We start from the raw sequence: 14,000 nt of genomic DNA, 5'->3' as shown, positions 1-14,000 counted from the left end.
GTTCCCGCGCGCTGGTGCCCACCCTGATAGTCCTGGCCTTGCTGGCCGTGGGTTACCTGCTGATCGTGAACTTCTGGACGGAGCGGCTCTGGTTCGACTCTGTTGACTTCACGCATGTCTTCACGACTCAGCTCATGACCCGAGCTGGTCTGTTTGCCGTTTTCGGCCTGGTGATGGCTGCCGTCATCGTCATCAACGGCGTCATCGCATATCGCCTGCGGCCGAGCTATCGGCCGATGAGCGCCGAGCAACAGAGTCTCGACCGATATCGTGACGCACTCGAACCCCTGCGGGCATGGGTGCTCGGGGGCGCGGCGTTGCTTGTAGGAATCATCGCCGGTGCCAGCGCCAGCGGGCAGTGGGAAACGTTCCAGCTCTGGATGAACGGCGATGCCTTCGGGCAAACCGATCCCCAATTCGATCTGGACGTCAGTTTCTTCGCCTTCTCGTTCCCGTGGTGGCGATTCCTGCTGAGCTTCGGCTTCGGCCTGGTCGCGCTGTCACTGATCGTGGCCGCGCTGACGCACTACCTTTTCGGCGGTATCAGGCTACAGACCGCCGGTGAGAAGGTCAGCCGGGCTGCTCAGGCGCACTTGTCGGTGTTGATCGGCCTGTTCATCCTGCTCAAAGCAGTGGCTTACTGGCTGGATCGCTACGAGCTGCTGATTGACGACAATCCGCTCTTTACGGGTGGCAATTACGCGGGTATCAACGCGCTCCTCCCGGCGAAGATGATCCTCATCTTCGTGTCGATCATTTGCGCCGCGCTCTTTTTCGTCAACGTCTGGCAGCGCAACTGGACGCTGCCGGGCATCGGAGCCGGACTGCTCGTGCTGTCCGCCGTCCTGCTCGGTGGCCTGTGGCCGTTCATCGTCCAGCAGTTCCAGGTCAACCCGACGGAGGCAGACCGCGAGGCCCCGTACATCGAGCGGAACATCGACGCCACGCGCGAGGCTTACGACGTCGACGACGTGGAGATCGAGTCATACGACGCGACGACGACGGTGGAGGCCGGGCAGCTCGCAGACGACGCTGGGACGGTGCCCGGTGTCCGGTTGATGGATCCGACGCTCATTCCGCGCGCGTATCAGCAGCTGCAGCAAGTCCGTGGCTTCTACACGTTTGCCGATCCGGCGAACGTCGATCGGTACGAGATCGACGGAGAGGAGCGGGACGTCGTCGTCGCTGCTCGCGAGATCGACGTCACCGGTATTCCCGAGGGGCAGCGCAACTGGGTCAACGAGCGCACGGTTTATACCCATGGCTTCGGCTTGGTGGCAGCGTTCGGTAACACGCGCCAGAGCGACGGCTCACCGGTGTGGGCTGAAGAGGACATTCCGCCAAAGGGTGAACTGGGCGAGTACGAACCGCGGGTGTACTACGGCGAGAGTTCGCCGGAGTACTCGATCGTCGGTGCCCCGGAAGGCTCCGAACCGGTGGAGTACGACATCCCGGAGGATCCGGAAACTGGTGAGGAGCGCCTGAACACCTATGACGGCGCGGGTGGCGTGGATCTCGGTGGGTACTTCAACCGCCTCCTCTACGCCACGAAGTTCCAGGAAGCGAATATCGTCCTCTCGGAGCGGGTCAACGAAGAATCGGTGATCATGTATGACCGCGACCCGAGGCAACGCGTCGAGAAGGTCGCTCCGTGGCTGACGGCTGACTCGAACGCGTACCCGACCGTGGCCGACGGTCGCCTGGTCTGGGTCGTGGATGCCTACACGACGCTGAACTCGTACCCGTACTCGCAGCGTGTCTCGCTGGAGGAGGCGACGAGCGACTCGCGTACCGCTCGCCCGGCGCTGGCCGCGCAGCCGGACGATTATCTGAACTACGCGCGCAACTCCGTTAAGGCGACGGTTGATGCCTACGACGGCACCGTGACCCTCTACGAGTGGGACGAGGAAGACCCCGTACTGCAGGCGTGGAAGGATGTCTTCCCGGACTCGGTGACGCCCAAGTCGGAGATCAGCGACGACTTGCTGGACCATTTGCGGTATCCGGAAGATCTGTTCAAGCTGCAGCGGCGGATGCTCGAGGCGTACCACGTGGAGGATCCGATCACCTTCTACGGTGGTCAGGATCGCTGGATCGTGCCGAACGACCCGACGGCGGATGGCGAGGTCGACATCCCGCCGTACTACCAGAGCATCCAAATGCCCGATGACGACGAGGGCGTGTTCTCGCTGACCACCACGTACACACCTCGTGGCCGGCAGAACCTGGTGGCGTTCATGGCGGTCAACGCCGATGCGCGACATCCGGACTATGGCCAGCTCGAGGCGCTTCGGTTGCCAGGCCGAACCCAGATCGACGGACCAGAGCAGGTCGCGAACGCGTTCGAGAGCAACGAGGAAGTCGCGAGTCAGCTAACCCTGCTCAGTGCGGGTGAGGGAGCGACGACCGAGCTGGGGAACCTCCTGACACTGCCCGTTGGTGGCGGTCTGTTGTATGTGCAGCCCGTGTATGTCGTCCGGCAGACCGGTGGTGGCGCGTATCCGCTGTTGCGCCGCGTAATGGTTCGCTTCGGCGACGAGATCGGCTTCGCTCCCAGCTTGCAGAACGCGGTGGACCAGATCTTCGAGGGCGAGGCTGGAATCGAGACGGAAGAGGGCGAGGAGATCGAAGACGAGGCCCTTCCGGACGTTGACGAGGATGGCCAGCTGGAGGACGAGGGCCCACCGGAGGACGAGGAACAACAGCCTCCGGAAGATGAGGAACAACAGCCTCCGGAAGATGAGGAGCAACAGCCTCCGGAGGACGAGGGTCCGCCCGAGGGCGATGCGCCCGATTCCGAGCAGCTGGAAGACACGCTGAGCCGTCTCGAGGATGCGCTGCAGCGTCTGGAGGACGCCCTGGACCGGCTGGAGAACGTTCCCGAGGAGTAGCTTCCAGGGCAGACGCCGGAGGATGGTCGAGAGAGGGTCCGTGCAGGTCATGACCTGCACGGACCTTTCTGTGGTGGGGGTCTGGTGGACGGCGTCGGCGGTGTGGTTGACGTCACGTCAGCGGCGAGGACGCTGATTTGGTGTGATCCCCGTCGTGACGTAACATGGTCTGTGGCGACGCGGGGTGGAGCAGCTCGGTAGCTCGCTGGGCTCATAACCCAGAGGTCGCGGGTTCGAATCCCGCCCCCGCTACCACGTGAGGCCCGGACCAGAAGTGGTCCGGGCCTTCGCCTTTGCGCCTCTGATCCGTTCTGCCGTAGGTAACTGGGCCGGTCGTGTGTGGTTGCGGATCGGCACAGGACACATGGCTGCCGCAGCCGCATCTCGTCCGTGGCTCCTCCGTTGAGCGTTCAGGCTATGAACGACGTCATTCGACACGTCACGGAAGTGACCAGCAGGTGATCGTTGACGATGGCGAACATCATCGTGTGCACGATCGTTGATGATCACCTCCCTGTTGAGATTGGCCCCTTCCGCACGAGGCGGTGGTCAGGGAGACTGCCTGGATGCGGTGTCCCGACGAGCGAAACGGTATGGGACCTGCATGGGTCACGACGTAGGAGGTCCCGTTGACACAGGTCATCGACAGACATAGCGTCAGTTGAACTATATGTTCTGGTGAATGGAATTCCGTCCCGACGGTCGGGAAAGACCTGCACGAGAACGATGTCGACAACGTCGTGGGCCATCCGGGTGGCGAGGTGGCGCCGGAGTGGGTGGATCTCTGCGGCAATCAAGGGTAGGGGGTTCCAGTGGTAGGTGCTCGGCGAGACGATGGCTTCGCGGCTTTGTGGTCGAATCCGATCAGCAGGCGCAAGCTCCTGCAGGCGACCGGGGCGGGCGCCCTCGTGCTCGGTGGCGGCGCTGGCGCCGGATGTACGTCAGACGCCCCGTCCGACTCCCCGGATGAGACCGCGAACGGGAACGACACCGGGCGAGATGGCAGCCTGTCGGCTAGCCTCGCGAACATCTTCCGGGACCTCGATCCCACCACCGCATCGGCCGTCGGCACGGTGGCGGTGAACAACTACATCTATGAATCGCTATACCGGCTGGATCCCTTTCCACCACGCACGGAGCTGACGCCGGAACTGGCCACGGAGATGCCCCGGGAGATCGACCCGCTGACGCATCGGATCAAGCTGCGCGACGACGCGGTGTTCCATGACGGCTCGCCGCTGACTGCGGAGGACGTCGCGTTCACAATCGAACGCATTAAAGACCCGGACGTCGAGTCGCTGTTCGCTCGCTTCTTCGAGATTGTCGATGCCGTCGACGTCGTCGATGAGCATGAGATCGAACTCAACCTGACAGCACCCACGACGCTTCTGGCCCAGCGCCTGGTCTTGGTGAAGGGAATGTCGCAGGCGGCGATCGAGGATTCGCCGGACGCGCTGGAACTCGAACCCGTCGGTACCGGGCCGTATCGGGTGCTGTCGGCCGTATCCGGGCAGGAGATCACGCTCGAACGCTTCGACGAGTACACCGGCCCGCGCGAATTGAACTATGACGAGCTGCACATCGCGGTCACGGCGGATGGCAGCGCACGCGTATCGGCGTTGCGTACGGGCCGAGCTCAGGTCATCGAAGACGTCCCTGCGAGCTCGTTCGACGAGCTGGAGAGCGAGGACGACGTCGAGGTCGACAGCGCTCGTGGTGACCATTTGACCGGCCTCATGTTCCATTGCGGCAAGCCGCCCTTCGACGACGTGCGGGTCCGGCAGGCCGTGATGTACGGGATCGACCGGGACGGCATCGCAGAAACGGCCTTCTTCGGGCACGCGGAGCCGGTCTGGTCGGGAGAGATCTCACCCGACGACCCGGACTATGCCGAACCCGACCTCACCTATCGCTACGATCCCGACTACGCCAGGCAACTGCTCGACGAGGCGGGATTCGGCGATGGCGGGATCGACGTCGACTTCCTTGCCGGAGATCTGGACTACCTCGCCGCGCAGACGCCGTTGATCGAGGAGAATCTCCGGGAGCTAGGCTTCGTGCCCAATGTCATCCCTGGAGAGCTGGAGTCCCTGTATTCGCGCGTCACGGAGGGCAGTTACAACCTCTTCCTGATGAAAGGTGACACCAGCGCGCTCGGGGCGACCGACGTCGAGTTCCTGCTGCGCTGGACCTACTACGGGAACTTGCCGAGGCAGTTCATGTACTGGGAGGGCGAGCCACTGGAACGGGTCGAAGAGCTGCTCGACGAGGCGTTGACGGCGCCTGACGACGACGCCCGCTCCAGCGCGCTGGCCGAGGTGCAGAACATCGTCCAGACGGAAGTGCCAATCGGCCGGCTGCATCGTGTCGATTACTTGACCGGGTGGTCGGCATCGCTCGACGGATTCCGTCCGGTGCCCACGGCGGGCTTCGTGCTCGACGGCGTCACTGGATGATGCACGTTCGTACCAGCGCCCGTACGGGCTACGTGCGGTTCGTCGTGCGCCGGCTCGTCCTGGCTCCACTGATCTTGCTGGGAGTGTCGTTCACCGTGTTCGTGGTGGTCGACCTTTCCCCCAACGATCCGGCACGCGCCGTTCTGGGACTCTTCGCCGACGCCGAGCAACGTGCTCGCTTTGCCGCAGAACACGGCCTGAACGACCCGCTGCCGGTTCGTTTCGCACGGTTCGTGGGCGACGTGGCGCAGTTCCGGCTTGGCGAGTCGGTGGTACGCCCGGAGTCGGTGAATGAGCTGATCGGCTTGGCCTTCCCGATCACCGTCCAGCTGATGCTGCTCGCCACCTTGATTGCCGTGACGTCGGCGCTGATTCTCGGCATTACAGCAGCTCAGATGGAGGGGCGGTGGCCGGATCGCGTGATCGGCACAGCAGCTGCGATCTTTCAAGCCGCACCACAGTTCTGGGTCGGGTTGATGTTCATCCAGCTCTTCGCGGTGACCTGGGGGTGGTTGCCGTCGGGAGGCTACGCGCCGCCGGAATCGGGGTTCACGTACTGGTTCTCCTCGATGATCGGCCCCGCGGTCGTGCTCGCGTTGCCGTTCGCGGCAGCCATGACGCGGGTGATCCGTGCGTCGGTAGCGGATGAACTCGCCAAGGACTACGTGCGAACGGCGCTCGGCGCGGGTGTCCCCGGCCACGTCGTCTTGATTCGCAACGTGCTACGCAATGCGCTCGTCACTCCGATCACGGTGCTCGGGGTGTACGTCGGTCTGCTGATGTCCGGCGCGATCCTCGTGGAGACCGTGTTCAACCTGCCGGGAATGGGAACATTGCTGGTCACTGGAGTGCAGCAGGGGGATCTCGGTGTGGTTCGTGGCGTGGCGATCGTCGGCGCAGCGGCGTTCGTGCTGATCAATCTCGTCGTCGATCTGCTATACCTGCTCCTCAACCCGCGCAGCGCGGAGGTGGCCGGCCGATGACGAAATACGCCCGGGCCTTGCGTGCCGAGCCGATGGTGCGCTGGCTCAGTGGCCTGGCGCTCGTGCTCGCCACCGTGCTCGTCATACTGCCGCTGGCCGTGGATGCGTCGCCGACGGTGATCGATGCATCGCGGGCGTTGCAGCGACCGGGTGACGAGTATCTGTTCGGCTCCGACCAGCTCGGCCGTGATGTCGCGGCCCGGGTCGTCCACGGAGCCCGGCTGAGCTTCCTCGTCGCCGTCTGTTCTGCCGGGTTGGGGCTGCTGGGAGGCGGGGTGCTCGGCGCGGTCGCGGCCAGTTCGAAGGGCTGGCTCAACGAGCTCATCATGCGGATTGTGGACGTGGGGCTGGCATTTCCCGGCATCCTGCTCGCCATCGTCCTCGCCGCGGCGATCGGTCCGAGTCTGTGGACCACTGTCATCGTGCTCGGGATCATCTACACGCCACCGATGGCACGCGTCGTACGCGCGGCCGTGTTCGCCGAATACGGCGAGGATTACGTCACCGCGGCGACACTGTTCGGTACCCGCAAGATCCGGCTGGTCGGATATCACATCGGTCTGAATGCGGCGTTGCCCGTGATGGTGTATACGACAATCATCATGGCGGAGGCGATCGTGGCCGAGGCGGCGCTCTCGTTCCTTGGTGCCGGTATCCGGCCGCCGGCGCCGTCGTGGGGCAACATCATCAGCGACGGTCAGGCCGTGATCGACGCTGGTGCCTGGTGGGTTTCGCTCTTTCCCGGCCTGGCCATCGTCATCTCCGTACTGGCACTGAACAGGTTCTCCGAAGCGCTCGGCGCACGGTTGAGGTCGCGATGACGGTGACCACAGGTTCGGGAACACCCTGGAGCGTGCCAGCTGACGCGGCGACGGCTCCGCTGCTCGCGGTTCGCGAGCTGTGTGTACGGTTCCCGCGGCGCTACGGCGATGTCGCCGTCCTGGACCGGGTCGATCTCACGATCGATGCCGGTGAGGTGGTTGCCGTCGTCGGCGAGTCCGGCTGCGGCAAGTCGCTGCTCGGTCTGGCGGCGGCCGATCTTTTGCCGCGATCGGCGGCGGTAACCGGGACGGTCGCGTTCGATGGCCAGGACGTACGGGCGATGTCTCGACGGGAACGGCGCCAGATGCGTGGTGCGGGTATCGGTGTCGTGTACCAGGACGCTTTGACCAGCCTCAACCCTGGGATGAGTGCCGGTGCCCAGTTGCGCCAGGTTTGCAAGCTCGGCTCCTCGTCGTCGCCGGAAGAGCTCCTGGCGTCGGTCGGTTTGGAAGACACCGAGCGCATCATGCGGGCCCGGCCCTACCAGCTGTCCGGTGGGCAGCGGCAACGCGTGCTGATCGCGATAGCGCTCGCGCGTGACCCGCAACTGGTCATCGCCGACGAGCCCACCACGGCGCTGGACGTGACCATCCAGAAACACGTGGTCGAGCTCCTGCGCAGTCTGCAACGCAGCCGGAACTTCGCGCTGATGTTCATCAGTCACGATCTTGCCCTGGTGTCCGAGCTGGCTACCCGAACCGCCGTCATGTATGCCGGTCAGCTGGTGGAATCCGGGCCCACGCGGGACATTCTGGCCCGGCCACGCCACCCGTACACCGCGGGATTGCTCGAATCCAGCCGCAGCCTCGACGAGTGCTGGCCGACCCTGGCGTCCATCCCGGGGAGCGTCCGTCAACCGGCTGACTTCCTCGCGGGTTGCCGGTTTCGCGACCGGTGTGGCAACGCCACGGAACGTTGCGCCCACAGGCCCGTCCTCGAGGTCGACGGCACCGCGGGCGAACGGTATCTGGCCTGCTTCCATCCTGTCGGTACGGAGACATGAGCATGCACGACGCTTCCCCCGATACGAGCCGGACCGATCCGGCTGCCGCGCTCTTCGACGTTCGGAACGTGACCGTCGACTACGCCTCGCGGGGCGGGTACACCCGCGCGTTGCGGGACGTGTCGTTGCAGATCCGTCCGGGTCAGGCGATTGGGGTCATCGGCGAATCCGGCTCCGGCAAGACGACACTCTCCCGGTCCATGCTGGGACTGATCGAGCCCACGCGCGGCCACGTCCTCTACCGTGGCCGGGACGTCTATGCCATGGGGTCCATCTCCCGATTTCGCGTGCTCAGCCGGGAGGCGGCCATGGTCTTCCAGGATCCCAGGAGCTCGCTGAACCCGCGGTTGTCTGCCGGAGCGGTGGTTCGCGACCCGCTGACCGTGCTCGGCATCGGCACTCGTCAGCAGCGCAAGGCCAAGGTGGGCGAGCTCCTCGAGAGCGTGGGCCTCGCGGCGGAGCTGGCGACTCGTCCGGTACGTGCGCTCTCCGGTGGGCAGTTGCAGCGGCTCGCGCTGGCGCGCGCGCTGGCCGTGGAGCCGAGCATCATCGTCGCCGACGAGCCAACCTCCGCTCTCGACGTCTCCGTCCAGGCCCAGGTCCTTAACCTGTTCCAGCAGATCCGTGCCCGGCGCCATCTTGCGCTCCTGCTCGTGTCCCACGATGTCCGGGTGGTGCGCTTTCTCGCCGACCACGTCCTCGTCATGTGCGACGGCGACGTCGTCGAGCGAGGTGCCACCGAGCAGATCTATCGAGATCCACACCACGACTACACCAAGGCGCTGCTCGCCGCGGCCCCCAGGCTGCGGGTACAGGCGTAGCTGGCCGGTGATCGGGCACCCGGTTCCCCGGGTGTCCTCGTGGCCACGTCCCACGGCGCCGATCAAGGCTCGTCGAACGGTTCGGCCGCTCCTTCCGGTCGTTCGGTCTCGCCGCCGGTACGCGCGTCGTCGGCGATGGAGGTGGGGTCGGGCCGGGCGCCGGGTACGGGCCGGCGGCGGAGCCGGCTGATGGGCGCGATGAACGAACCCTTGGCGGGAAGCGTTCGGACCAGACCCCGTTCGCGGAGCACTTGAGTCGCGCGCCGTACCGTGCCGATCGAGACGCCGTACTGACTCGCCAGATCTCGCTCGCCGGGTAGGCGTGAGCCGGGCCGGAGATCGTGTGTCGTGATGCGCATGGTCACGTGGTCGGCAACTCTCATGAACAGGTACGCCGGTTCCTCGGTCTCGCCGAGGTCGAATTCCGGGTCTTCCATGCTTGGAAACCTAGGCGGGCCGTGCCCGTCCCGGACAGCCGGACCACGGCCGCATGCGTAACACACCGCTTCTCTGCATCGGACCGCGGTCCTCACTCCGTCCCAATAATCCGAGGCAGCGCGGCAAGGATGATCTGAGGCGATTCCGAGGCATCTGGTGGGTCCGCTGTCCCCCGTACAGCGGACCCACCAGATGGACGGCGCGCGCGGCGAGATGGTTCCGTCAGCGCCTGGCCGGTTGCACCCACGGCGGGCACGCGTGGGCGGCGTAGGTGCAACCGGCCAGGACGTCGCCTAGCGGCGGGTCCAGCCGCGTTCGCCCTCGGTCAAGCCGCCCCAGATGCCGAATCGTTCGGGCTGTTCGGCGGCTGCCTGGCGACACTGCGTGGCAACCGGACAGGATTCGCAGATCCTCTTCGCAACTGCCTCTCGTCGGCGCAGCGTGCTCCCTCGTCCTTCCGGGAAGAAGAGATCGGTGTCCATCCCGCGGCAGGCGGCGAAGGCACGCCAGCTCTCTCGCTGCCCGTACCAGTCCTGAGCGTGCAGCTCAGTAATGTCGATCATTGCGGTCATGTGGGCGTAGCCCCCTTGGCGAGACGATCAGACCCTCTTGCCCCACTTGACGTCTCTGGAACGGCGTCATGACGCGGTTTGGCCGATTTTTTCTGACTTTCTCTGACTGTCCCGATGACCTGCTAAGACTGGATGCGAACAACGCACGGTCAGCGTCATGTGTGAGCTAGCTAACAATGCGATTGTCGCCAGACGTCACAGTGAGTGGCCCGGCTCTGGACGCGACGAAGCCGCGCGACCAGTCCGGTCGAGCGGCAGAGAGTTCGTGTCTATTCGGTTGGAACTAGTCGAACGTGAACTGCTGGTTATGCCCTCCGTGGCAACCGAAGATGATCAGTTCTTCGAAGCGCGATATGTTGTTGCCTTTGACGTCGAGACAGACCTCCACACCTATAGGCGCGAAGGAGGTCGTGATCGGCTGGGGCGTGGCGTCTTCCGGGTCGAACTCCCAGAGCTGATCCTCCGAGAGCTGATCTTTCGAGGAGTCGCAGTTTCTCAGTTCGACGGGAAAGACGCCGTCGCGTGGGCTCGGTGATACACCAAGACACCGACCGTCGGACCAGCGCACGGTAAAGGCGCCGGGCCGACGATCGGTGTCGTCGGGAGTGACCGTCCATGTCGGCGGTGGTGAACTGTCGCATCTGTCGAGCACGATCTTCTCGTCCTTGCCGTCCCCCTTGGGTTGTGCACACCACGTGTGACCACCACCCGGGGTGGCGATGCTCATCGACCCTGTGGAATGGACGCGCAACGTGGCCGCGGAACTCGAGTCGTGGCCGATGTCATTCTCGAAAATGACGCGGTACTTGGTGTTGTTCTGATCGAGACTGTTGACCTTCACGCTCAGTTCCGCCTTGCGGCCGGTGGACGTGACTCCGATGTCTCGCCATTCGCCGTTCTTGCGCTCCTGCCAGCGCGCCTTCGTCGGGCCAGGGTTTCCGTCTTCCGCCTCGGCCCGGAACGTCGCCTGCTCGCCGGTAGCGGCCTGAGCGTCCGAAGGGTCCTGGCGCACCGACGGCGCCCAGCGCACGGACAGCTCGGCCGCGTTCGAGGTGGCCGATCCGACCGTGTTGGAGAAGACGGCGCGGTACTGGCGGCCATTCTGTGATCTGCGGACGTCGGTGAGTTCCAGCGTGGACCGCGACCCCTGCAGGTTCACGTTCGACGAGCCCACGTCTTCCCAGGAACCGCCAGATGTGCGGCTCTGCCAGGTGACGTTGGCGGGCTCGGGGTTTCCCGAGGCGGACGCCTGGAAAGTCACGTTCCCGCCCTCGGCGGTCTGCGAGCCCGATGGGTGCGATGTGATGTCCGGTGCGTAGTGCACGGTCAGCCGGGCCGGGGGTGTCGTGGCGTCACCGTGTTCGTTGCTGGCAACGACCCGATACTGGCGGCCGTCGTGCCGCGGCTCCGGGTTGCTGATCGTGAGGCTGGAGGAGGTGGCGCCATCGACGTCTTGCCACCCTCCACTGCCTGGCGACATGGCGCTGCCCATCATCGGTGCACCACCGCTGGCGGTCGATGGGTTCCGGTATTGCCACTGCAACGACGGAGACGGGTTACCGGAGACATCGACGGAAAGGGTCACCGGCTCGCCGGCGGTCGCGGTCGTGTCCGATGGACCCGAGTCAATGCTCGGAGGCGACGGTGTCTCGTCGTCCGGATCTTGGGTGGGATCGTCCGGATCGCTGGGCGTCGTGTCCGGAGTGTCCCGAGAATCCGGGGTGTCGTCGGGATCGTCCGGGTTCTGGCGATTGACCGGCACTCCCTCCTCAGCCGGAGGATCGTCGGGATCGTCCGGGTCTTCTGTCTCGGGATCCTCCTCTGTTTCGTCCGGATCATCTGTCGGGTCGTCAGAGGTGCCGGAGGTCTGGTCCGGCTGGGATCCGCCGTTCTCGATCGTCTCGCTCGTTTCTGGTGGCGAGGCGGCGTCGTCGGTGTCGTCGGGGGAGCCGGTCATCATCATGTAGGCGCCGGCAACGATGATGCCAGCAGCTGCGACACCGGCGGCGCCAGCGAGGGTCTTGCTTCCCATCCGCGCGAACCGGCCCGGCGAGAGGAGCGCTCCGAGGCCAGAGCCAGAACCCGAGCCGGCGGCAGCGGACGTGCTCGCGGCCGCCGTTCCACTTCCCGCGGCTGCTGCACCCCCGGCTGCGGCAGTGCCTCCGGCCGTGCCGGTTCCCGCGCCAGCACCGGCCGTGCCACCGCCGGCTGCGGCTCCCGCACCCGCGAGGACCGCCGTCTCGCCCGAGCCGCCGGCAGCACCGCCGGCAACGCCTCCTGCCGCTCCGGCACCAGCGGCGCCGCTGGCGGCAGCAGTGCCGCCAGCGGTTGCGGCCGCACCGGCCGCCGCGGCACCGGCGGTGGCGGGGAGCAAGAGAGCCGGCCACAAGGTGCCGCGCAGGTCGGAGACCAGCAAGAGGAGTTCGTCACGGCGTTCGCGGCAGTGCTCGCATTCGCCCAGGTGCGCCGTGACCGCCCGGGTGTGCTGTGCGGACAGCGTGCCACGAACGTAGGCCGCGACTTTCGGCGCATACGGGCGGCACTCGGCCCGGACTTCGGAGGAGAGATTGACCGCCAGATACGCCTGGCGCAGCCCTTCGCGTGCCCGGTAGGCGAGGGCCGCGACGGCATTCGGCGTGCTGCCCAGGGTGGCGGCGATGGAACCCGGCGAGCGCCCTTCGATCTCGGTGTGCCAGAGGACTTGCTGCCACCGATCCGGGAGCGTCTCGAACGCGCTGCGGACCAGTTGACGATCCGTGGCGCGCGCCATGGGGTCGTCGGTCCGTGGCAGGATCTCCAGCACGGACGGATCCGACGGCTTGCCGTCCCGCTGCGTCGAGCGATGCCGATCGATGGCGAGCCGGCGGACGACGGTGCGCAAATATGGAGTGAGGTCGGTCTCCGGGCCTCCACCTTCACGCAGTCGTGTCAAGACGCGTGTAAAGGCCTCGGCGACGACATCTTGCGCTTCGTCGCTGTTGTCGGTCACGATCCGCGCTACCCGCGAGGCGTCGTCGTAGTGGCGACGATACAGCTCGTCATAGGCGGCCATGTCGCCTTCGCGAGTGCGCTCGATGAGCTCGGCGTCGCTAGGTGCTTCGGCTGGAGTCGTCAACGGTGCAGTCCTTTACTCGGTAAGGTCTGCCGTTAGTCTAAATAGTTCTTCGTGTGTTGGGACCAGCCGATCGGCCCAGATTTATCACCCACCATTGATCCGGCCTGAACTCGTCCGATTAGTTCAGTTACACGAGAGCGATCTTCTGGTAGTGGAGTGAGGCCGACATCGAGATCTTTACTTCCTACTTCTTCATTGTTAAGTGCTTTGAGTAATGCGCTACGTTCAACCCGAGCGAGTTTATCATCCGGAACTAGGGCAAGTGCACTGTGTGTCCCGAATTGGCACAGAGTGGCTTCTCTGCGCACATTATCGCGCAGCGCGGAGGCGACCTCGAAGATATGAGCCAGACGGCTCCAGGGATTCTCCGACTCCGACCACGTGACCAGGAGCGCCACGAGTGGTGCGGGCTCGGTCGCGGAAATCCGGTCGAGCTCGTGAACCCGGCCGAGCAGGTAGCCGACGGTGTGCAGGCCCGAAAGCGGTTCGATTCCGGGCGTGCTTCGCTGAGCAGCCATCGCATCCACCCAGGCGTCGGTGACCCAATGATGCGCATCCGAGCGAGAGGCGATGACGTCCCCGTTCGATTCGAGAATGTCCCACAGCGCGTCGATATCGGCCAGCGCGCATGTCAGATCGGACTCGTGCTCGACGCATTCCCACGCGTAGATGGTGAGTGCGTGGGCGATCTTTTCCGGCCCGGCATCGTGCGACGTTTGCCCGGATGTCTCCCACAACGCCTGGAGTACGGCGTCGACACCGGGCGGTGGGAGAACGTCGCCTTCGTCGGCCTGCGCGCCGTGGAGGGCCTGCCACGACGCCGTGAGCGTCGTGGCAGGCCCACCAACGTGGCGGCACCCAGAGTTGTGGCGCACCCCATCACCCCTCGCATCGTGCGC

Annotated in this window: 10 protein-coding genes and 1 tRNA gene; 7 read left to right on the top strand and 4 right to left on the bottom strand. The window is 65.3% G+C overall.

Annotated features, from left to right (window positions below; all coding sequences use genetic code 11):
• The first annotated feature begins 14 nt into the window (after positions 1–14).
• The 7 genes from DPM12_RS01690 to DPM12_RS01660 all read left to right on the top strand — a co-directional run bounded on the left by DPM12_RS01690 (position 15) and on the right by DPM12_RS01660 (position 8,976).
• Complete coding sequence (locus DPM12_RS01690; RefSeq protein WP_158542662.1) at positions 15–2,891, top strand: UPF0182 family membrane protein; 2,877 nt, start codon at positions 15–17, stop codon at positions 2,889–2,891.
• A gap of 178 nt (positions 2,892–3,069) precedes the next feature.
• Positions 3,070–3,146 (top strand) — tRNA-Met (locus tag DPM12_RS01685).
• A 557-nt stretch (positions 3,147–3,703) separates the two neighbouring features.
• Complete coding sequence (locus DPM12_RS01680; protein ID WP_123788356.1) at positions 3,704–5,347, top strand: ABC transporter substrate-binding protein; 1,644 nt, start codon at positions 3,704–3,706, stop codon at positions 5,345–5,347.
• The gene (locus tag DPM12_RS01675; RefSeq protein ID WP_112256510.1) at positions 5,344–6,330 is read left to right on the top strand and encodes an ABC transporter permease; all 987 of its coding nucleotides are present in this window, start codon (positions 5,344–5,346) and stop codon (positions 6,328–6,330) included. Before DPM12_RS01680 ends, DPM12_RS01675 begins: the two co-directional genes overlap by 4 nt.
• The gene (locus DPM12_RS01670) at positions 6,327–7,151 is read left to right on the top strand and encodes an ABC transporter permease (RefSeq protein WP_112256509.1); all 825 of its coding nucleotides are present in this window, start codon (positions 6,327–6,329) and stop codon (positions 7,149–7,151) included. The genes DPM12_RS01675 and DPM12_RS01670 overlap by 4 nt, the downstream gene beginning before the upstream one ends.
• Positions 7,148–8,155 (top strand): ABC transporter ATP-binding protein, encoded by a 1,008-nt coding sequence (locus tag DPM12_RS01665; RefSeq protein ID WP_112256508.1) that lies wholly within the window; start codon positions 7,148–7,150, stop codon positions 8,153–8,155. Before DPM12_RS01670 ends, DPM12_RS01665 begins: the two co-directional genes overlap by 4 nt.
• A 2-nt stretch (positions 8,156–8,157) precedes the next feature.
• Positions 8,158–8,976: an ABC transporter ATP-binding protein gene (locus tag DPM12_RS01660; RefSeq protein WP_112256507.1), complete on the top strand. Its 819-nt coding sequence runs from the start codon at positions 8,158–8,160 to the stop codon at positions 8,974–8,976.
• Positions 8,977–9,038: 62 nt separating this feature from the next.
• On the opposite strand, the gene DPM12_RS01655 is transcribed toward DPM12_RS01660, so the two are convergent.
• The 4 genes from DPM12_RS01655 to DPM12_RS01640 all read right to left on the bottom strand — a co-directional run bounded on the left by DPM12_RS01655 (position 9,039) and on the right by DPM12_RS01640 (position 13,976).
• Positions 9,039–9,413: a winged helix-turn-helix domain-containing protein gene (locus DPM12_RS01655; RefSeq protein ID WP_112256506.1), complete on the bottom strand. Its 375-nt coding sequence runs from the start codon at positions 9,411–9,413 to the stop codon at positions 9,039–9,041.
• Positions 9,414–9,707: 294 nt separating this feature from the next.
• Positions 9,708–9,977, bottom strand: a complete 270-nt coding sequence (locus DPM12_RS01650) for a WhiB family transcriptional regulator (RefSeq protein WP_112256505.1) — start codon at positions 9,975–9,977, stop codon at positions 9,708–9,710.
• Between the two features lie 292 nt (positions 9,978–10,269).
• The gene (locus tag DPM12_RS01645) at positions 10,270–13,101 is read right to left on the bottom strand and encodes a sigma-70 family RNA polymerase sigma factor (RefSeq protein ID WP_112256504.1); all 2,832 of its coding nucleotides are present in this window, start codon (positions 13,099–13,101) and stop codon (positions 10,270–10,272) included.
• Between the two features lie 32 nt (positions 13,102–13,133).
• Positions 13,134–13,976 carry a hypothetical protein gene (locus tag DPM12_RS01640; protein ID WP_112256503.1) on the bottom strand — a complete coding sequence of 281 codons (843 nt, stop codon included), beginning with the start codon at positions 13,974–13,976 and terminating at the stop codon, positions 13,134–13,136.
• Positions 13,977–14,000: the final 24 nt, after the last annotated feature.

The organism is Phytoactinopolyspora halophila (assembly GCF_003287285.1).
Classification (GTDB): domain Bacteria; phylum Actinomycetota; class Actinomycetes; order Jiangellales; family Jiangellaceae; genus Phytoactinopolyspora_A; species Phytoactinopolyspora_A halophila.
Note: the sequence above shows the minus strand (reverse complement) of the source record. Positions and strands in the feature narration are given on the sequence as shown.

What these genes read in the sequence shown, in the direction of transcription:
- DPM12_RS01675 (WP_112256510.1), top strand. Translation starts at nt 5,344, where the DNA reads ATGATGCACGTTCGTACCAGCGCCCGTACGGGCTACGTGCGGTTCGTC.
- DPM12_RS01670 (WP_112256509.1), top strand. Translation starts at nt 6,327, where the DNA reads ATGACGAAATACGCCCGGGCCTTGCGTGCCGAGCCGATGGTGCGCTGG.
- DPM12_RS01665 (WP_112256508.1), top strand. Translation starts at nt 7,148, where the DNA reads ATGACGGTGACCACAGGTTCGGGAACACCCTGGAGCGTGCCAGCTGAC.
- DPM12_RS01660 (WP_112256507.1), top strand. Translation starts at nt 8,158, where the DNA reads ATGCACGACGCTTCCCCCGATACGAGCCGGACCGATCCGGCTGCCGCG.
- DPM12_RS01655 (WP_112256506.1), bottom strand. Translation starts at nt 9,413, where the DNA reads ATGGAAGACCCGGAATTCGACCTCGGCGAGACCGAGGAACCGGCGTAC.
- DPM12_RS01650 (WP_112256505.1), bottom strand. Translation starts at nt 9,977, where the DNA reads ATGATCGACATTACTGAGCTGCACGCTCAGGACTGGTACGGGCAGCGA.